Below are 20,014 nucleotides of genomic sequence, written 5' to 3'. Positions count from 1 at the left end.
CTGTTATTCCTTGCCAAGCCATTTCGTCAACGTCGCCACCAGCTTATCTTGAGAAATGGGTTTCGCAATGTGATCGTTCATGCCCGCGGCAAAACACTCGTCTTCATCACCCTTCATGGCATTGGCACTTAGAGCGACAATAGCGACATCCGCCGGCGTTTTACCGTCCGTAAACTGACGGATAGTTCGGGTGGCTTCATAACCGTCCATGATTGGCATTTGGCAATCCATAAAAATGATGTCAAACGCGGTCGACTGTGCCAACTCTACGGCTTTTTGGCCATTTTCAGCCACCACGACGTCTACCCCATATAAATTCAATAAGCCTCGGGCCACAATCTGATTGGTGAGATTATCTTCCGCCAAAAGCACATTGGCTTTAAAAACAGGGCGACTATCCGCTGTTTTTTCTTCTTCGACTGGCATTTCAGTCTCTCCTTCTGATACAGGTTTTAGATTCTCTAAGGCCGCCAACAAAGAATGACCAAAAATTGGCTTTATTAAGGCCGCGTCATAAGCGTGGTCTTCCGCTGGCACACTTGAACGGCCATGCAATAACACTTTCGTTACCCGATGCTGAGAGCACAATTCCTCCCACGCCATTCTATCGGCATCATCCGCCTCCTCTAAAACCGCCGAATCCAACAAAACATGATGCCCAATCCACTCACTGTCAGACAATGCCTGAGAAAGACTGGGGTACGCATTGTAAAGGACACCAAACGAATCCAGCAATGCCCCTAGATAATGACGACCTGTGCGATTCTGATAGATTACTGTGGCGCGTGTTGGGTAGCTCAGCTTGCGAGCCTGGGATGATTCAGCACACACCTCAAGCGGCACTCGGAACCAGAAGGTAGACCCTTCTCCTTCCACAGACTCCAGACCAATCTCCCCCTCCATCATTTCAATAATTTCTTTACTGATGGCCAATCCCAATCCAGTACCACCAAACTTGCGTGTCGTAGAGCCATCAGCTTGCTTAAAACGCTGAAACAATCGACGCTGATTTTCCTTAGACACCCCAATGCCAGAGTCTTCAATAGAAGCACGTAATACAATGCTACTGTCTGTCAAAGGCTCTATCGATAAACGCAACGAAACCTCACCCTGATGAGTGAACTTCACCGCATTACCCAATAAATTTACCAAAACCTGCTTGAGCCTCAAACGGTCTCCCAGCAAAGTGAGTTCCGGTATTTGCGTTGCAGGTGAATTAAGCACAATGCCTTTTTCTTCCGCCTTCAACACAAATATATTGCTCACTTCTTCGATCAACTCTGGCAAGGCAAACTCGTGTTTTTCGAGGGAAAGTCCACCCATCTCGATTTTCGACAAATCTAAAATGTCATTAATAATATCCAACAAAGACTCTGCGCTGTGTTGGGATAACTGAACCAATTTAGACTGCTCTGTTTGCAGCTTTGTATTCTTCAACAAAGACAAACACCCAATCACGCCATTCAACGGCGTTCGAATTTCATGGCTCATATTCGCCAAAAATTCACTCTTCGCTAAGCTCGCCTGCAACGCCTCTTCTTTGGCTTTACTTTGCTCCAGCTCCGACACTTTTAAGTTTTCATTTGCCAACTGCAAATCGCGTGTTCTTAATCTCACTCGATTTTCCACTTCCGCCGTATGACTGCTGACAATCAACAAAAACCAGCCAAACAAACCCGTGAATAAAAAACCACACGCTAAAACAAACTTCACGATCCAAGGTTGTTTGAAAAAATAATTATCACTGACTTGATACAACTGCCAGGTTTTCGCCCCCACCTCAATGTCAAACTTAGCTGCATGGCTAAACCCAGCGGAATCATAGCGAGCAACCACATCGTCTGCGGATAAAGACGCCGCTCGGCTTTTCGTCACCATATTGGGTGATACTTCGGAATGAAAAGCGTCAATCAAATACAACTCAGTATTTGGTAAATGACCTCTTTCAAGAATGGTGTCTGTCAGTATATCCAGCTCAATAATCGCTGCGACCACTCCTAGAAATGCATCGCTGTCTTTATCAAAGAAGGGTAAAAACAATAACAAACCATTAGATTGTTGAACCAGTTTAATGGGAGGCGTGGGATAAGCTTTTCGCAAAAGCTTAGTCTGATCAAGTGCGTACTTTCGGTCTACCTGTGAATACACATCGTAGCCCAAAGCGGCTTCACTGGCTTTTAGAGGGCTAATATACGTCACCACAACGTGTGTATCTCGTGGCGTTACAGGAACAAACTCCCCTAAACTATTTTTTTCTTTTACACGGAATTCACGATCAGGATAATAACGCTGAATGTTTTGCTCGAATTGAGAGAGCTCGCTACCCGCCACAGAAAGATTTAATGATACCCCCAAGATAGAATCATCACGCTGCATCACACTGTTCGCAAATACCTCAAACTCCTCAGCCTGAACATGATCGCTGCCTCTAATTAAACCTACAAAACTGTGCAGCATATCGATACTGCTTTTAATGCGGTTGTTCAGCAACACCCCCAACAATTCAGCGTTGGCTCGAAATTCTTTAGACTGTTTATTCCATTCCGAATAACTGCTGCCCAGAGACAATGCCGCCGTCACGACTAGGACAAACAAAAAACCGCACAAGACACGAAACGGGTGCTCTAATCGGTTACCAAAATAATAAGGGAAGCAAACGGCAAGCCATGGCACCATCACCAGCACCCCGATCATATCGCCGCCCCACCACACCAACCAATTCGTCAGCAGCTCCTCTCGTCCTATAACACCAAATGAAAGCAGCGCAATAGAGCCAATGCTGGCACCAATTAACGTCGACAAAATGCCAGCTAAGAAAACAAACCGTAAAACCAAGCGAGTTTGATGAAAAAGAAAAGGAACACCAACAAAACGACGAACAAGATACGCACCAACACAAGATTGCAACGTTGAACCCAACGCTATGCAAGCGGGAAGAGCAAACGCGAGTTCATGATAATTAAACCAAGTCGCGCTAATATTCAGCAGTAAAGAGCCTAGAAACACACCAAAGGGTGCGAACTTAGGAAAAAACATCACCGCGGCAATAGCCACACCAGAAGCGGGCCAAATGATAGTTGAATAACCGGGTGAAATCGCCACAGCCAATCCAACCACACCCAGCAAAAAATACCCTAACGCGGTTAGAACAACGACTGACATCACTTTCATCATATTTATTTGCTCCATCAAAAACGTATTAAGCATAGCCAAAACTGTGAGATATGAAGATCAAATAATGGTTATCTTGTGTAATAAACGGCGCGACAGAAAACCGACAGTAAAATATGTAATACCATTTGAAAGGAAAAGCAGCAACAGAAGAAAGAAGACACGCATGGTGCCCAGAGACGGAATCGAACCGCCGACACGAGGATTTTCAATCCTCTGCTCTACCGACTGAGCTATCTGGGCAAACAGAAAAATGACTATGAGGATACGCAAGCCATTTTGACCAAAAAAAAGCCTGCTAAAATAGCAGGCTTTCTTTTAAATCATGGTGCCCAGAGACGGAATCGAACCGCCGACACGAGGATTTTCAATCCTCTGCTCTACCGACTGAGCTATCTGGGCAAGTGGGGCGTATTATAGAGAAACCTTTTGATGGGTCAATAGTTTTTTTGAAAAAAAATTAAAAACTTAGTTTCTTCTGCTCGTCTGGTATTATCTCTTTATATCAAGGAGATAATACCATGCTTCATATTGTACTTTACCAACCAGAAATTCCGCCGAATACAGGCAATGTTATTCGTTTGTGCGCCAACACAGGCTACCACCTCCATCTTATCGAGCCTCTTGGTTTTGACTTAGACGATAAAAAGCTGCGTCGCGCTGGTTTGGATTATCATGAATTCACCCACCTAAAACGTTATCCAGACTTTCAGTCCTTCGTTGATCAGAATGAAATCGGCACGATTTACGCGCTAACCACAAAAGGCAGCCGCACACACAGCGAAGCGTCATTTGTTGAAAACGATGTATTGGTGTTTGGACCAGAAACGCGCGGTTTACCTGCTGAGTTCATTGACGCTTTACCCTTGGAACAAAGGCTGCGTCTGCCCATGCAAGCCAATTCCCGCAGTTTAAACTTATCCAATACGGTGGCGGTGATGGTGTACGAATCTTGGCGTCAGCTGGGTTATGCCATGCCAATCGATGCCGAATAATACGCCGAGGTAAAATGAATTCTCTAGGATTACTCCTTAAACGCAAAAATAGTCGTCGGCGCTTTCGCAAAAAAGTGCACCTTCATGAAACCAGCGATCTAAAAAAACGGCTTGTCCTGTTGGCTGGCGTGATTGCCATGCACAGCCTAGCTATGGTTTTTTCGAAGACCTCAATTGGTGGCAGGCATTTTGGTTAACCATGACATCAGCCAGCACAACCGGTTATGGTGATATATCTGCCGTTACTTTTTGGGGACAGTTTTCGACTATTTTGCTGATATATGGCTTGGGAATTACGCTGCTCGCTCAAATTGCTAGTGATTATGTTGAACTCAGGCTGACGCGCAAAGAAATGCGCATCAAAGGCCGCATGAGATGGGACGATATGCAAAACCACATACTGATTATCAATACGCCAAAATACGACGCAGAACGCTATCTGGGACTGTTGATCGACCAAATTTGCCAAACTCCAGAACTGATTGATATCCCCATTCAGATATTAACGCCGGCCTTCCCTGAAGGGTTGCCGCTGGATTTAAGATCACAAGGTGTGGTGCATCACACAGGGGACGCATTAGAAGATGGCATGCTTGAATCCGCTGGCGCGCACAAAGCGAAATACATCATTGTGCTTTGCCAAGACAACCAAGACAGCCACTCAGATAGCCTGACCTTTGATACGTTACATCGTATCCAAGCATTGAATTCTTCGGCGTTTATCATGGCTGAAGCAATCAATGACACCAACCGCCCACGCTTCAAAAGCGCTGGCGCAAAGGCTGTCATCAGACCAGTTCGCGCGTACCCTGAAATGCTGGTTCGATCTCTGATTGCTCCCGGAACAGAACAAGTATTGGAAGACTTATTCCGTCATCAAGGCGATCACACCATTCGTTTAAACGTGCGACTGGAAAAGGTCACATGGGCTCAGGTCGTCACGACGCTCATCCAAAACGACATAGGCACAGCGTTGGGCTATGTGGGAGAAAACGGGGACATTGTCACGCATCCGCAGACGCATTCGATCATCAATGCGGAGGGGCTTATTATCTTGATCAACGACGATCAAGAGCTTCCATCTAACGAAGAGATAAGCCGTTTGTTCAAATGTTAATCTAGATTGGGCTCATAATTGCTTATTGAGCAATTTAAGCCCAATGCTCTCAACGCGGTTACCGTCCATTTGTCTGATTGTCAGACGGATGTTTCCAAAACGAACTCGATCCCCAACCACCAGATGTTGCCCGAGCTGACGCTGCAACAAAGCGGCCGCGGTATCTTCTGCATCAATGCCATCCAAAGGCACGCCATACACCTTCGCCAAATCAATCAACGAAGCATCACCACGTATTACAAACTCACCAAAAAAATTCTGCAGCAAAAAGGACGATGAAGCCGGCTGAGAAAAAATTTGAGCCACATCATTCACATCACCAGGATGCAACAGCATCCAAATCCGATCTAACGGCATCAACACCGTTTCGGCATTCACAATGATAGGTCGACCATCTCGCACCAAAGAAACCAACTGCGGTGTCGATAGCGTTGCACTGGGTACATTTTGTACAATAGAAGCCGGAATCCGAATGCCTTCAGCTTGAACCAAAAACTCATACAATTCTAACGAACGATGCGCGTCCACATCATTGATCAGAGAAAATCGTGTCGTCGGAGCGGGCGCTGAAGGCACAATAATTTTTAACCACCGCGCCACATGAGGAACCGTCGATCCCTGCAGTAACAAAGAGATAAGAACCACGGTAAAAGTAATTTCAAACAGCAATTCAGAATTAGACAAGCCCGCGATAACAGGATACAAAGCCAAAACGATTGGTACCGCGCCGCGTAACCCCACCCAACTGATATAAAACCGCTCTGGCCAGCGAAAATCAAACGGCAAAAGGCACAAGATCACAGCAACGGGACGCGCAATAAATATCAAGAACGCAGCAATCGCCACGGCCTGCCAGCCATGAATCAACAAACTGGATGGCGTTACCAACAAGCCCAACAGCAAGAACATGCCAGCTTGCGCCAACCACGCCAATCCATCCATAACTTGAGAAATGGCATCCTGTTGTTTAATGCGCCCATTTCCAACCATCAACCCAACAAGATAGACCGCCAGAAAGCCACTGCCACCAATCATGTTGACACCAGAAAACGTGGCAAGACCGCATGAAATAATCAGTAGTGCGTATAGACCTTCAATAAGAGGAACACGGCGCAATACCATCAACAGCAGTTTGCCACCCAGCAAACCAAGGACACCGCCCACCGCGAATTGTTGGATCATCTGCCCTAGAAAAGCCCACAAACTTAATGAATCCGAGCTTTGCAATAAGCCGGTTAGCATCACCACAAGCAAAATTGCCATCGGGTCATTGGCACCTGACTCAATCTCTAGCGTACCGCCTACGCGTTCATTCAGCTGCACGCCACTGTTGCGCAATAAACTAAACACCGCCGCCGCGTCAGTCGAGCCAACGATCGCGCCAAGCAATAAACCATAAATCAGTTTAACGTCCAGTATCCAAGCCGCAAAAGCGCCTACGGAAGCGGTGGTAAAGACAACGCCTAGCGTCGCAAGAGACAAAGAAGGCCATAAGGCCACACGGAAGGTGCTGGTTTTTGTTTGCATCCCGCCATCCAAAAGGATAACGGCCAATGCTAAATTACCAACAAAAAAGGCAAGATTTGGGTTGTCAAAATCTAATCGGCCTACTCCTTCTTCTCCTGCTAGCATTCCGATTCCCAGAAATACAAGCAACAAAGGTAAGCCGACACGAACAGTAAATGAACTGGCCAGAATACTGACTAATAACAGTATTCCCGCTAAAAAAATAAAACTATTTGTGTCGATGTTGGCAACAACCTATTGATTAAAGCTGACCGGTGAGCGTTAAATATTTTTCCATTAACTGCTCTTCCGTTTCTTTATGATTAGGGTCTAGTGGAATACAGTCTACTGGGCATACTTGCTGACACTGAGGTTCGTCAAAATGACCAACACATTCGGTGCATTTTGATGGCTCAATGACATAAATTTCTTCACCCTGAGAGATCGCCTCATTCGGGCATTCGGGCTCACACACATCACAGTTGATGCATTCATCAGTAATAATAAGAGACATTCTTCTCTCCTAAAACCGCCATAGTGTCTATCGCGGAATAAATAACAATAATGAACAAACCAGGTTTAAATGGTTTTATAGTGCTCTTGCAAAACGCGCTTTACTTCTGGGCTGACAAACTGACCAAAGTCGCCATTCAGCGAAGCAATCTCACGAACCAATGTCGAAGAAATATAGGAGTGCTTTTCTGACGGTGTCAAAAAGATACTTTCTACATCAGGCGCAATCGCTCGGTTCATATTGGCCAATTGGAATTCATATTCAAAATCAGACACCGCTCGAAGACCACGAATGACCACTTGACCATTAACGGAGCGAGTAAACTCCGTCAACAAGTTATCAAATCCGACCACTTCAACGTTGGGCAAATGACCCAAAACAGTTTTCGCCAATGAAATACGCAGTTCATGGGACAAAGCAGGACGCTTTTTGGGGCTTGCTGCCACCGCCACAATAACCTTGTTAAATAGCTTTGATGCGCGTTCAACCAAATCCGTATGGCCGTTTGTAATAGGGTCAAATGTCCCCGGATAAACCGCAATCGTACTCATAGCTTTCATCCAAAAAATTAATAAAGAAGAACATATAGGGCTGCTGGCGTTTTATTATTCGCTCTAATTCCCGTTTAGGGGTCGCATCATATAGGAATACGCCCCTGTTCTCAATTCGTCGCAACAAGGTAACCGTTACCTCGACACGGCAATACACCTAACTAAAAGACTAAATACTATACGGAGCCAGTACTTGCTTCAAAAACGAAATCGCCAAAAAGATAAAGATAGGCGATAAATCAAGGCCACCCAACGTCGGAATAAAGCGCTGGCAAGTTCGGTATAAAGGCGCGGTAATCTGCCCAACTAGCATAGCGCCAGGATGATTTGCACCCGGCGCAACCCAACTCAGAATCACCGAAATCAGCATCGCCCAGAAATACAAATCCAACAAATGGTAAAGCGTGCCGGCCACCGTATAAATCGCATAAGCCCCTGGCGCAATAACAGCACCACTAATGACAACCACCAACGCCACGGTGACAAATTGCACCAACAAAGCCAACACCAAAGACGCCGTGTCTAAACGACCAAACGCAGGGATCACCTTTCGCAATGGAATGACAATTGGACTGGTGGCTTTCACAATACCCTGACTAATCGGGTTGTAAAAATCAGCGCGCGTCAATTGCAGCACCAAACGAAGCAAAACAATGAATAAGTAAAGGTTACAAATCACCTTTACGAGCATTATAAATGGATCTGAATGCATATTGTACAATCCTTAAATCAATCTTTCTGAGCGGAAAAAGCTTTCGCCAATTCCTTCGAACGTTCTACGCATGCGAATACCGCATCGCCTACTACTTTATCTATATTCGCCGCCTCAAAGGACAGCAACGCTTGTTCTGTGGTTCCCTTTGGCGACGTAATGTTTTTGCGTAACTGATCAATCGGCTCATCCAATTCAATCACCATGCGCGCGGCACCTAGCATGGCTTGGCTTGCCAATTTACGGCTGGTTTCTTCATCCAAACCTTGCTCTTTCGCGCTTTTGATCATGGCCTCTAGGAAGCGGAAAAAATACGCAGGCGCGCTGCCGGATAATCCCGTGACCGTGTGCATGTGTACTTCGTCATCAACCCATACCGAGCTACCAACGCTGGCAAACAGCTCCGTCACCCATTCTTTTTGAGATTCATTAGTGTGTTTGTTGGCGATTAAGCCCGTCATACCAACGCCCAATTGAGATGGCGTATTTGGCATACTGCGCACCACAGCCACAGGTTTTGCTAACCAATGTTCCAGCGCGTCTAATTCCACGCCCGCGGCGACAGAAAGAAATAACTGATCATCACGGACATAATCCGCGAACTCTTCTACAACGGCTTGCATTTGCGCAGGTTTGACACACAGCACAACCACGTCCGCTTGGCTGACGGCTTGCTCGTTTTCGGCCAACATGGAGATACCGTATTGTTGCTGATAGTACTCACGCTTTTCTGGCGTTCTAGACGTACCCATGATTTTCTCCGCTGGATACCCACTCGCAAGCAAACCACTGAAAATGGATCTCGCCATATTTCCAACACCGATAAAAGCAATACTTAGTGTCATTTCGTGTCCTTTTAGTTCATTCTTCAAGCGACTTTATATTATGTAACGTCTGCTAGGTTTACCATGTCATCAACGCGATTAAGCCTTAGCCGAATAATCGCGCGCACCAAAAATAGCCGTGCCAACACGTACCATGGTGCTACCAGATGCGATGGCAGCGGGCAAATCCGCCGACATACCAATAGACAAGGTATCTATCATGCGATCAGATTTGGATAATTCAATGAACGCCTGCTGTAAAGGTTCGTACACTCGACATTGTGCGTCATGATCAACCTGAGGGGCGGGAATCGCCATCAGCCCTCGAAGCTGTATATTTGGCAAATGATTAACCAGTGCCACCATGTCGTCCAACTCGGACAAAGACACGCCCGCTTTGCTTTCTTCACCACTGATATTGACTTGGATACACACGTTCAATGGCGGCAAATTGTCCGGACGCTGCTCACTCAGGCGGCGCGCAATTTTTTCCCGATCAACCGAATGCACCCACGCCATGGTCTGTGCAATGAGCCGAGACTTGTTCGACTGAATCGGGCCAATAAAGTGCCATTCAATGTCTGTCAAATGAGATAGAGCGTGGTATTTATCCACAGCTTCTTGTACGTAGTTTTCACCAAACGCCCGCTGACCTACATGATACGCCGCTTCCAGCGCTTCAACAGGCTTCGTTTTGCTGACCGCCAATAAACGCACACTGCCAGCGATTCGATGATATTGCTGCTCAAGCAACGCTATTTGCTGAGACACCAAGGCCAAATTGGCCGCTATCGCCTTTCTATCCTCATCTTTTACGTCAACACCCATGAACCACTACACCTCTTTATTACTCAAGTGCCAGATGGACACCAACCACAATATTGTTTAAACACACCAAAACGGCTTACCAAAGCCATTTATATAGAATAAAAATCGGCACTCGATTTATAATATTTGCCATGAAATTCAATGCGATAGCCTGATACATTCTTCAAGGAATTAGCCGCCATTGATGCCGCCTGATAAAGAGTATCAAGAGAAGAGTGTTCCGGATAAAAAGCGATACCAATAGACAGACCATCGTGCGCTAATTTGTTGTTTGTAAACGCAGAAGAATGCAACGATTTCAACAATTTTGCCGCAACAATTTCAGCATCGGTCAAATGTTGAATACGAATGCCCATCACTAACTCGCGCTCACCAAAATACGCAATAAGGTCATTGTCTCGTACCGTTTCCTGCATCACATCCGCCAACGCCTTTAGCTCTTCCTCTTTGATCGTCGAGTTTGATAACAATTTAATGGACAGCACCGCGGCACGTAAAAAATGACGTCTCGCATCTTTCAACACAATCCCAAAACTGTTTTCAAAACTGTATCGACGCAACAAGCCCGTGGATGGGTCTCGGTGACTGTCTTCCAATAGTAAATAGTCTGCTTTCTCTCTTTCGAACACAGCGCTGAGCCAAGAGGAATACGCGTCTAACGCCAGCGTCATCAACTCACTTTCTAAACGATGCTCTTCACGCTGAAATGCCAACATCAAATAGATCGCGCCTTGACCATCAGACACACTGACCATGGACACATCGGTGAAGGCGTGTTTTTTAATGAATGACGACCAATGCTCCCAACCAGATGCGTTTTGAATACTGCTGTCATGTCGCTTCGGACAAGAAGGGCTCGCGGCAAATGTAACCAAGGCTTTGGGCACTATGCCCAATAGGCTATTTGAATTTAATAAAGCGTCATTAATGCCATCGGTATATTGCAAGCGCCACTGCAAACAATCTTTATCGCACACAAGAAACAAACAATATGCGCTCGACAATTGCGCTTGTAATTTGATTTTAAAGCCATCTAGCAAGGTACCAAGCAAAGCGCCCTTCGAAATAGACTGGAGCACTTGAGGCATGTTGCTGTACAAACTTTTTATAAAATCTCTTTCTTTCTCAAGATATGCAATACGAGACCGCAAGGCTTGCTGCTGCTCTAGCAATGCGTTTAGTGAGTCGGTAGGCATATAGAAATTAAAACCATAATAATTTGTAATTCAAACTAGATTAACGGCCTAATAAGAAAAGTAAAGGAATAGTAAGACCGAGCCAAGAAAAACTCAGCTCGGCCTTATGGGTTGGCTTACGCCACTTGGTATACGCGTTGACCAGAGATGTAGGTTGACATAACACGACCAACAAACTCTTCGCCAAAATAAGGAGAGTTATGACCTTTGGTTCTGCGCCCTTCGTAAGACCACGTCCAACGAACCGTACTGTCAAACAACATGAAGTCGGCGAAACTGCCCACGGACAATGAACCAGCCTCCAACCCAAAGCACGCAGCAGGGCCCGATGTTAAACACGTCAGAACAGTGGAGAAGTCCAAATCGCCTTCGTCCATTAACTGCATCGCCAAAGGAAGCAAAATTTCGACATTGGCCATACCAGGTTCTGTTGCCGCGAACGGCGCTGTTTTGGCCATTTTTTCATGCGGCTGATGGTCGGAACAAATGGCGGAAATAACGCCAGCTTTTATCCCCTCAATCAGAGTCAATCGGTCTTCATCACTGCGCAAAGGTGGCAGCACATGATAATGGCCATCAAAACCACTCAACACTTGATCATTAAGCAATAAGTTATGCACCGCCACATCCGCCGTAACATCCAGCCCAGAAGCTTTAGCATCAGCAATCATCTCAACCGATTTCGCACAAGACAAACGAGCAAAATGCGCGCGTACGCCGGTTTTTTCCACCAGCAATAAATCACGCATTAACGCAATGGTTTCCGCTTCTTCTGGAATGCCTGCCAAACCGTGCATGGTCGACATCAAACCTTCGTGCGCACAACCGCCTTCAGATAAGCTGGATTCATCAGGGTGGAACACCACCAACAAATCATGGGTCGCCGCATATTCAAGCGCACGAGACAACACCTTGGTGCTCGCCATCGGGTGACGATGATTCGACAATGCGATACATCCTGCTTCGGTTAACGCCACCATATTGCTCAATTGCGCGCCTTCCAGCCCTTGCGTTAACGCTCCCAATGGGAACACATTCGCCATACCGGCATCATCGGCTTTGTCTTGAATCAGCGCCGCCACCGCTGGCGTATCCACAATAGGACGAGTGTCTGGCGGGCAAACCAACGTCGTCACACCACCCGAAACAGCCGCACGGCCTTCTGTCGCAATGCTGCCTTTTTGCGTTTGTCCTGGCTCACGCAATGCCACCGCAAGATCCACTAAGCCAGGCAAAATCCACTGACCCGTAGCGTCCACTACGTCGGCATTTTCAAACCCTTCAGGCGCCTCGCCAATCGCGACCACCTTTTGGTTGTCGATAAACAGATCCGTTATCGCATCGATGTCTTGGCTTGGGTCGATCAAACGACCATTTTGAATACGTAATTTCATACTATTCTTCGTCCTTCGTCGCTGGCGATTCATCACTTTGCAGCTGACCGCTCATGGCCATAGACAATACCGCCATGCGCACTGCAATACCGTTGGTTACTTGGTCTAAAATCACTGAATGCTTACCATCGGCCACGTCAGAGGAGATCTCAACGCCACGGTTAATAGGACCTGGGTGCATCACGATCGCATCAGGCTTCGCCCATGATAAAGACTCCTCCGTCAAACCATACAAACGGTAGAACTCACTTTCGCTCGGCAATAACGCGCCTTTCATACGCTCTTTTTGAAGTCGTAGCATCACCACAACATCCACGTCTTTTAGACCAGCCTCTAGGTCATGACAAATGGTCGCACCCATTTCTGCGAAGAAACTCGGCACTAAGGTTTTCGGACCCACCAAACGCACATCACTCACCCCTAGGGTAGTCAATGCTTGCAGCTGAGAGCGCGCCACTCGTGAATGCAGAATGTCGCCAACAATCGCGATTTTTAGACCATCGAAGCGGCCTTTATGACGGCGAATCGTTAACATGTCTAGCATCGCTTGCGTTGGGTGAGCGTGACGTCCATCACCCGCATTAATGATGGCCACATTCGGCGTGCAGTGTTCGGCAATAAAATGTGCCGCGCCACTGTCTGAATGGCGAACAATGAACATATCACTCTGCATGGCTTCTAAGTTTTTCAACGTATCCAGCAAAGATTCCCCTTGGACGTTGCCGACGTTTCAATGTTCAAATTGATGACGTCTGCGGATAAACGCTTAGCGGCAAGCTCAAACGTGGTACGTGTACGGGTAGAGTTTTCAAAAAATAAATTGACTACGGTTTTACCGCGTAGCAGAGGAACTTTCTTAACAGACTGTTCTCCCATCGAGAGAAAGGAGTCGGCTCGGTCCAAAATTTCCGTCAAAATGGTTTTGTCTAATCCATCCAACGTTAAAAAATGCTTTAGCTGGCCGTGTTCATTTAACTGTAATGCCCGAGGTTCGGATCGCATCATGGTTTGCTTTCCTCAAACTGCAACGACGACATGGTCGTCATTCTCTATTTAAAATAGGAAGTGTAGATAGGAAAATGCCCGGCACAGACACACTGCAACCGGGCATTAATGACACTAAACGGTTACCCTTCCACATAGTATGGAGGAAGTTCATTCTGCTAACCGCCGTATCGTCAATCTTATCCATCGGTTAATTGTCGTATGTGTTCAACAAAAAATAAAGGCTTGTTACGCATATTAATGGGCATCAATCACAGAAACATTCAGTGGTTTTGGCCCAGTCAACTTGACCCTTTGCTCAGGATTAAGCGTTAAGCGCTCACCAACGATATCCGCTGCAATCGGAAGCTCATGTTGGCCAAGATCATACAGAATCGCCAAGGTCACACTCGCAGGGCGACCAAAGTCGAATATTTCATTCATCGCGGCACGAATGGTACGACCGGACATAAGCACATCGTCTACTAAAATCACGTGCCGATCTTCAATCGCTGGCAACAAAGTTTGGTTCACTTTTGGGTTTAATCCCGCTTTGGTAAAATCGTCACGGTAAAAAGTAATGTCCAGCGTCGCGAGAGGCTCATTGGTTGGCACCGCAGACATCAAACGCTCCGCCACCCAAACACCCCCTGTATGAATACCAACCACAATGGCGTCTTCGATGTTTTTTTGCTCGCAATACGCCGCCAGTTGCATTTTCATCGACGCCAGAGAATGTTCTAAATCTAACTTCATTATGGATCAAACCTTGCTAATAAATTCGTAAAAAACGCGAGTCAAACTGATGTGCTTAATGTGACTCTGCAAACCATGTCTCTACTATCATTTGGGCAGCCAAACCATCGACCGAATTCTCTTTGAAATTGCGATTTCCACCCCGAGCCATCACATGCCCTTTCGCCTCATAAGACGACAACCGCTCGTCCATCATATGGTATGGAAGATTAAAACGTCCATGTAATCGTTTCGCAAATTTACGTGCCCGTTGACACATCTCATTTTCTGAACCGTCCATATCCAATGGCAAGCCCACCACAAAGGCATCTGGCTTCCATTCGGTCACAATACGCGTGATCTCATCCCAATTCGGAATACCATCTTTGGCCTTTAATGGATCCAATGGACGCGCGGTGCCGGTAATACTTTGACCAATGGCCACTCCCATGCGCGTGGTGCCAAAATCAAAGCCCAATACTGAACGAGCAGTATTGGGCTTGTGATTGTCATTGCTAGGCGTTTCTGTCGAGATTGACGCTGTCATTAACCATGTCCTATATCCGGTGAAAGTCTTGTCATATCAATTCCCAAGACGCGAGTCGCTGCGGTAAATTGCATGTCACTTGGTGTGTAGAATAATACGTCTAAATCCGCTTCACAAACCAGCCAATCATTATTGGCTATTTCCGTTTCCAACTGACCAGCATCCCAACCCGCACAACCTAACGTGATTCGAAAAGCATCGGGGCCTTTATCTTGCGCAATATCTTCCAGCGCTTCCAGTGACGCAGACAAAGACACGTCGTCTGTTACTCGCAGTGTATTACTCCAGACTTTATCCGCCGTATGCAGAATAAAACCTCGCTCCGCTTCAACGGGGCCTCCCGTATAAATGGGTTCAGACACCAAGCTCGGGCTGTCAATTTGGATGCCTAAGTGATTCGCTAATTCTGTGAAATCGACATTTGATGGGCGATTAATAATAATCCCCATCGCACCCGCTTTGGTGTGCTCGCAAAGATAAATAACCGTGTGTTCAAAATGGGGGTCGTCGAGATGTGGCATTGAAATTAAAAAATGATTTTTAAACGAATCGAAAAATGTATTCATAGTCATGTGCCCTCTTTAAATGGATGACAACGCAAAGATCGCGTTGATTACGTAAACATAAGAAGTACTTGAACCAAGACAGAACTCGCCAACACAAAACGATATATAGACTGTAGAGAAGTGCAAAAGAAGACGGCAAATGTACACAGCCGACCCAAGCAGTATAGGACATACTGAGAATTAACCCACCCCAAAATACAAATTATTACCGAATCTATTCAAAATCGGCATATCACGCAGTAAACTAGCACAACAAACACATTCCGCCATTGCGGCATTGCGGCATTGCGGCATTTTGAAAAGTAGAAAACACACCATGACATTATGCTCATCTCTGAACACACCCAATGAATCGGCAAAAGCCGAGGCATTAGTGCGTCGTTCAGTAATGAGTTTGACCCAGTGGCAGCAGCACTACCAAGCGGAAACGGTCGATTTACGCTATTTTTTCCACAGTGGCTGGTCTTCGTAACCGCCTATTTTGTTCTAGAAAAACCACCGCATCCGTCTATTATCAAACGATGCACCTCAGACAAAATGGCCATTATTTGGCCCATAGGAAACAATCATGCAATTACAAGCCATTGACTACACAAGCTCAACCGCCGCGGCTGATTTCGTCAAATCCCTACGTGAAACGGGATTTGGCGTACTAAAAAACCATCCCATCAAAAAAGAACTGGTCAGCGCCATTTATCAAGACTGGCAAAGCTTTTTCGACAGCGAATCCAAATACGATTATCGCTACAACGTCGGCACTCAAGACGGTTTTTTTCCACCGGATGTCTCTGAAACCGCGAAAGGCCATACCAAAAAAGACATCAAAGAATATTTTCACTACTACCCTTGGGGACAATGCCCAGCAGACAAAAAAACGCGACTGGCACAGTATTATTCTGAAGCCAACACACTTGCGTCCGAGTTGCTCGCTTGGGTAGAAGCACACTCTCCAGAAGCCGTCGCACAACATTATTCACAGCCGTTATCAAGCATGGTGGATGGCAGTGACCAAACGCTGCTTCGCGTATTGCATTATCCACCATTAAAAGGTGATGAAGAGTTGGGGGCCATTCGAGCTGGGGCTCACGAAGACATCAACCTATTGACGATTTTGCCATCGGCGAATGAGCCAGGCCTGCAAGTCAAAGCCAAAGACGGTTCCTGGATGGATGTGCCCTGCGATTTTGGCACCCTAATCGTCAACATTGGCGACATGTTACAAGAAGCATCAGGCGGCTACTTTCCATCGACTTCTCATCGTGTGATCAACCCAGAAGGCGCTGACAAAACCAAATCACGCATTTCTTTGCCGTTGTTCCTGCACCCAAAACCAGAAGTCGTGTTGTCCGACCGCCATACGGCGAAAAGCTACTTGCATGAACGCTTAGTGGAATTAGGCGTAATCTAATCGCCTAGCCACCCCATTTCGAGGTATAAAAAAAACCGTGATTCAAATGAATCACGGTTTGTTAAATCCAATTTCGAGTAGACGAATAAGCACTAACCTAACGTCAGTACGCCATAAATTAACGTATCGGCGTTAACAAAGACTGCCCGGTAAAATGTGCATTCAAATTGTCCACCACTAACTGCGACATCGCGCTTCGGGTTTCTTCCGTACCACTTGCGCAATGCGGTTGAAGAACCACATTATCCAGCGTCAATAATGCCTCCGGTACATTTGGTTCATCGACAAAAACATCCAAGCCAGCGCCTTTTATTTCTCCAGACACCAAAACGTCTATTAACGCATTTTCGTCCACAACTGACCCTCGCGCGATGTTAATAAAGTAGCCTTGTTTGCCCAGCGCCAAAAGAACTTTCTTGCTGATGAGACCTTGAGTATCCGCACCACCCGGAACCGCCACAATCATTACATCAACCTGTTCTGCCAATTTTTCCAAGTCAGAAAACCATGGATAAGATACGTCTTTTTGCTCACGACGACCGTAATAGCATGGCTGCAAACCAAAAGCTTCACAGCGTACCGCAATGGCTTTCCCTATACGCCCAAGCCCAACAATGCCAACACGTTTGCCTGTTAAGCTGGTGTTCAACGCCATCATACCTTTACTTTGCCAATGGCCATTTTGTATCCAGTTCACGCCATTTAATAAACGGCGAACCGTTGTTAATAGCAACATAAGTGCCATATCCGCCACGTCATTGGTCAATACATCTGGCGTATTGGTTACAGGAATACCGCGTTTTGCACAGGCATCCACACACACTGTGTCGTAGCCCACACTTGCCACGGCGACGATTTCTACATTCGGCAAACGATCCAACAATGCTTCAGTAAAACCACCTGTATGCGTCGTCACTACTGCTCTAATCGCCGCGCCATGCGTCAAGAGCATGGCCTCTTTTCCTGATTCATCAGCCAGATCAAAACGATGCAAACGGTAGCGCTGTTCTAATGTTTTCAATTGCTCTGGTCGACAAGGAACCATCACCAACACATCTATTTCCGACATACTAACCTCCTGTAAGCGCCACGATAACAGCAAAAACTATTTATTTACGTCAATCAGTGCTTTAAGTCGAGCTTCTTGATCAATCGTCGGCATCGTCAGAGGTGCTCTCACGGTACCTGCAGATCGGCCAATTTCTATCGCGCCCGATTTAATAAGACTTACCGCATAGCCTTTTTTCTCATCACGCAAACGGCAGAATGGAATAAAGAAATCTTGAATAATAGAGGTCACTACCTTCTTATCTCCTCCTCGTAATGCCTTATAAAAACGATTTGCCATTTCAGGCATAAAGTTAAATACGGCAGAAGAATAGGTATTTACACCAATCGAAAGATAGGCCTCTGCAAAGATCTCTGCAGTTGGTACCCCCCGATATAAACCAGCCTATCCCCCACTGTTTTAATCGTATCATTGAGAGCTGCGATGTTGCCTACACCATCTTTTAACGCGATTAAATTTGGATTATTGTCCGCTAATAGTTTGATATTCTCTGCACCTAAAACACCGTTACCACGGTTATAATAAATGAACTGAATCGGGCTACTTCGCATAATCTGAGAGGCGTACTCAATAATGCCATCCTCAGGGCACTCCGTTAAAAATGGAGGCATCAAGAGAATTCCATCGCAACCTGCTTGTTCAGCAGCGCGAACAAACACCTTTGCCTCAGCTACACTGCGTCCTGCACTGGCAATCACAGGAACTCTCCCTGCCACGGTCTCTACGGCAATTTTAACAATCTGATGGTATTCGGCTAAGTCCAAAGAGAAAAACTCACCCGTCCCACCTGCAACAAAAACAGATGACACACCATGCTCAATAAACCATTCAATGCGCGCTTTGTAGGTTTCTGGATTAAAACGGCCTTTTTCATCAAAATCAGTAATGGGAAACGAAAGCAAACCATCACTAAGAGAAGCACGAATACGCTCGACAGAAAGTGTCATAATGTCATCCTTTTTGTTATTTTTTGGTAAAAAGACCTTATTTTGGCAACATGATGCCCTGCCCAATAAATGAGCAAAAAACCTTATGGAAAAATGATTTAATCGGAAATTAACTAGCTCGACACGCTAGTCTTCAAAGTGTCCGGCACTGGCAAATGGGCCTCCTTGAAAACGGACTGCAGGGTCATTTGGATCCGCTTGCTCTTCTTGTAAATACGCTTCACTTTCAAATACCACAGAAGAGTCCTTAGGTGTCCAACCTATAAATTTGGCATGACGGTTGTCCCACCAAGTACTTGGGTTATCAGATACACCATATATAACCGTGCAACCTAATCGATCTGCGGCATATACTTTTTTGATTAAATCAGACAAATCCCCTTCACTTAACCAAGTCGATAACATGCGACGATTACGCGGTTTAGGGAAGCAAGAACCGATGCGAACTAGCGCCGATTCAATGCCAAATTTATCGTAATAATACTGTGCCAATAGCTCACCAAAGCATTTCGATAACCCATACATACTGTCAGGTCGCATTGCACAGTGGGCATCTAAAAGCGTTTCTCTATCATGAAAGCCAACTACATGATTGGAACTAGCAAAAAAGATACGCTTTACATTATTTTTTCTAGCCGCTTCATATAAATTGTAAGTCCCTTGTATGTTTCCATTTAAAATACTGTCAAATGTATTTTCGGTTGAAACACCGCCAAAATGCACAATAGCATCACAACCTTCAACTAAGGACATCACCGCAGCGGCATCCCCTAGATCACACTGTACAAACTGTTCATTCGCTTTTAAATCGTCTACTTTGGCAATGTCAGAAAGGCGAATATCTGTCGCCCAATCATTTAAGCGAGGACGCATTACATGGCCTAAATTGCCAGCAGCGCCAGTGATCAAAACTCGTTTCATTTTTTCTCCTATGGCCATAACAATGACCC

The 20,014-nt window shown here is 45.9% G+C and carries 18 protein-coding genes, 2 tRNA genes and 2 pseudogenes; 4 read left to right on the top strand and 18 right to left on the bottom strand.

The window, feature by feature from the left end; genetic code table 11:
* Positions 1-3 precede the first annotated feature (3 nt).
* From N5P32_RS07175 to N5P32_RS07165, 3 genes are all read right to left on the bottom strand, one after another.
* Entirely contained in the window at positions 4-3,174 is a 3,171-nt protein-coding gene (locus N5P32_RS07175) for an ATP-binding protein (RefSeq protein WP_265728422.1), read from the bottom strand.
* Positions 3,175-3,338: 164 nt separating this feature from the next.
* Positions 3,339-3,414, bottom strand: a tRNA-Phe gene (locus N5P32_RS07170).
* Positions 3,415-3,497: 83 nt separating this feature from the next.
* A tRNA-Phe gene (locus N5P32_RS07165) sits at positions 3,498-3,573 on the bottom strand.
* 119 nt (positions 3,574-3,692) lie between these two features.
* On the opposite strand from N5P32_RS07165, the gene trmL reads away from it, so the two are divergent.
* Complete coding sequence (gene trmL, locus N5P32_RS07160; protein ID WP_265728421.1) at positions 3,693-4,166, top strand: tRNA (uridine(34)/cytosine(34)/5-carboxymethylaminomethyluridine(34)-2'-O)-methyltransferase TrmL; 474 nt, start codon at positions 3,693-3,695, stop codon at positions 4,164-4,166.
* Between the two features lie 199 nt (positions 4,167-4,365).
* Complete coding sequence (locus tag N5P32_RS07155; protein WP_265728420.1) at positions 4,366-5,283, top strand: NAD-binding protein; 918 nt, start codon at positions 4,366-4,368, stop codon at positions 5,281-5,283.
* Between the two features lie 12 nt (positions 5,284-5,295).
* Here N5P32_RS07155 and N5P32_RS07150 read toward each other — a convergent pair whose 3' ends face one another.
* The 12 genes and pseudogenes from N5P32_RS07150 to N5P32_RS07095 all read right to left on the bottom strand — a co-directional run bounded on the left by N5P32_RS07150 (position 5,296) and on the right by N5P32_RS07095 (position 15,646).
* Positions 5,296-7,032: a potassium/proton antiporter gene (locus tag N5P32_RS07150; protein WP_265728450.1), complete on the bottom strand. Its 1,737-nt coding sequence runs from the start codon at positions 7,030-7,032 to the stop codon at positions 5,296-5,298.
* A 19-nt stretch (positions 7,033-7,051) separates the two neighbouring features.
* Positions 7,052-7,303 carry a YfhL family 4Fe-4S dicluster ferredoxin gene (locus tag N5P32_RS07145; RefSeq protein ID WP_110574892.1) on the bottom strand — a complete coding sequence of 84 codons (252 nt, stop codon included), beginning with the start codon at positions 7,301-7,303 and terminating at the stop codon, positions 7,052-7,054.
* A gap of 65 nt (positions 7,304-7,368) precedes the next feature.
* Positions 7,369-7,854, bottom strand: a complete 486-nt coding sequence (gene coaD / locus N5P32_RS07140; protein WP_265728419.1) for a pantetheine-phosphate adenylyltransferase — start codon at positions 7,852-7,854, stop codon at positions 7,369-7,371.
* Between the two features lie 169 nt (positions 7,855-8,023).
* Positions 8,024-8,566 carry a YggT family protein gene (locus N5P32_RS07135; RefSeq protein ID WP_265728418.1) on the bottom strand — a complete coding sequence of 181 codons (543 nt, stop codon included), beginning with the start codon at positions 8,564-8,566 and terminating at the stop codon, positions 8,024-8,026.
* Between the two features lie 17 nt (positions 8,567-8,583).
* Positions 8,584-9,411, bottom strand: coding sequence for a pyrroline-5-carboxylate reductase (proC, locus tag N5P32_RS07130; RefSeq protein WP_265728417.1), 828 nt, complete (start codon positions 9,409-9,411; stop codon positions 8,584-8,586).
* Positions 9,412-9,489: 78 nt separating this feature from the next.
* The gene (locus N5P32_RS07125) at positions 9,490-10,218 is read right to left on the bottom strand and encodes a YggS family pyridoxal phosphate-dependent enzyme (RefSeq protein ID WP_265728416.1); all 729 of its coding nucleotides are present in this window, start codon (positions 10,216-10,218) and stop codon (positions 9,490-9,492) included.
* A gap of 89 nt (positions 10,219-10,307) precedes the next feature.
* On the bottom strand, positions 10,308-11,414 hold the full coding sequence (locus N5P32_RS07120; protein WP_265728415.1) for a GGDEF domain-containing protein: 1,107 nt from the start codon (positions 11,412-11,414) through the stop codon (positions 10,308-10,310).
* 116 nt (positions 11,415-11,530) lie between these two features.
* Positions 11,531-12,808, bottom strand: a complete 1,278-nt coding sequence (locus tag N5P32_RS07115) for a dihydroorotase (protein ID WP_265728414.1) — start codon at positions 12,806-12,808, stop codon at positions 11,531-11,533.
* 1 nt (position 12,809) lies between these two features.
* Positions 12,810-13,813 (bottom strand): annotated as a pseudogene (locus tag N5P32_RS07110) (aspartate carbamoyltransferase catalytic subunit).
* A gap of 237 nt (positions 13,814-14,050) precedes the next feature.
* Positions 14,051-14,548: a bifunctional pyr operon transcriptional regulator/uracil phosphoribosyltransferase PyrR gene (pyrR, locus tag N5P32_RS07105; protein WP_265728413.1), complete on the bottom strand. Its 498-nt coding sequence runs from the start codon at positions 14,546-14,548 to the stop codon at positions 14,051-14,053.
* A 55-nt stretch (positions 14,549-14,603) separates the two neighbouring features.
* On the bottom strand, positions 14,604-15,074 hold the full coding sequence (gene ruvX, locus N5P32_RS07100) for a Holliday junction resolvase RuvX (RefSeq protein WP_265728412.1): 471 nt from the start codon (positions 15,072-15,074) through the stop codon (positions 14,604-14,606).
* Entirely contained in the window at positions 15,074-15,646 is a 573-nt protein-coding gene (locus N5P32_RS07095) for a YqgE/AlgH family protein (RefSeq protein ID WP_265728411.1), read from the bottom strand. The genes ruvX and N5P32_RS07095 overlap by 1 nt, the downstream gene beginning before the upstream one ends.
* Positions 15,647-15,956: 310 nt before the next feature.
* Between N5P32_RS07095 and N5P32_RS07090 the strand changes: the two genes are divergently transcribed.
* Both N5P32_RS07090 and N5P32_RS07085 read left to right on the top strand, forming a co-directional pair.
* Entirely contained in the window at positions 15,957-16,112 is a 156-nt protein-coding gene (locus N5P32_RS07090; RefSeq protein ID WP_265728410.1) for a hypothetical protein, read from the top strand.
* A gap of 96 nt (positions 16,113-16,208) precedes the next feature.
* Positions 16,209-17,048 carry a 2OG-Fe(II) oxygenase family protein gene (locus tag N5P32_RS07085; RefSeq protein ID WP_265728409.1) on the top strand — a complete coding sequence of 280 codons (840 nt, stop codon included), beginning with the start codon at positions 16,209-16,211 and terminating at the stop codon, positions 17,046-17,048.
* 118 nt (positions 17,049-17,166) lie between these two features.
* Here the strand turns inward: N5P32_RS07085 and N5P32_RS07080 are convergent, their stop codons facing one another.
* The 3 genes and pseudogenes from N5P32_RS07080 to N5P32_RS07070 all read right to left on the bottom strand — a co-directional run bounded on the left by N5P32_RS07080 (position 17,167) and on the right by N5P32_RS07070 (position 19,985).
* A complete protein-coding gene (locus N5P32_RS07080) occupies positions 17,167-18,117 on the bottom strand; it encodes a 2-hydroxyacid dehydrogenase (protein ID WP_265728408.1) in 951 nt (316 codons plus the stop codon).
* Between the two features lie 36 nt (positions 18,118-18,153).
* A pseudogene (locus tag N5P32_RS07075) lies at positions 18,154-19,064 on the bottom strand (5-dehydro-4-deoxyglucarate dehydratase).
* A 126-nt stretch (positions 19,065-19,190) separates the two neighbouring features.
* Positions 19,191-19,985 carry an NAD-dependent epimerase/dehydratase family protein gene (locus N5P32_RS07070; RefSeq protein ID WP_265728407.1) on the bottom strand — a complete coding sequence of 265 codons (795 nt, stop codon included), beginning with the start codon at positions 19,983-19,985 and terminating at the stop codon, positions 19,191-19,193.
* Positions 19,986-20,014 lie beyond the last annotated feature (29 nt).

The organism is Marinomonas pontica, from assembly GCF_026191375.1.
In the GTDB taxonomy this organism is placed as follows: Bacteria; Pseudomonadota; Gammaproteobacteria; order Pseudomonadales; family Marinomonadaceae; genus Marinomonas; species Marinomonas pontica.
The sequence above is the reverse complement of the archived record's forward strand: the minus strand, read 5'-3'. Positions and strand labels throughout refer to the sequence as shown.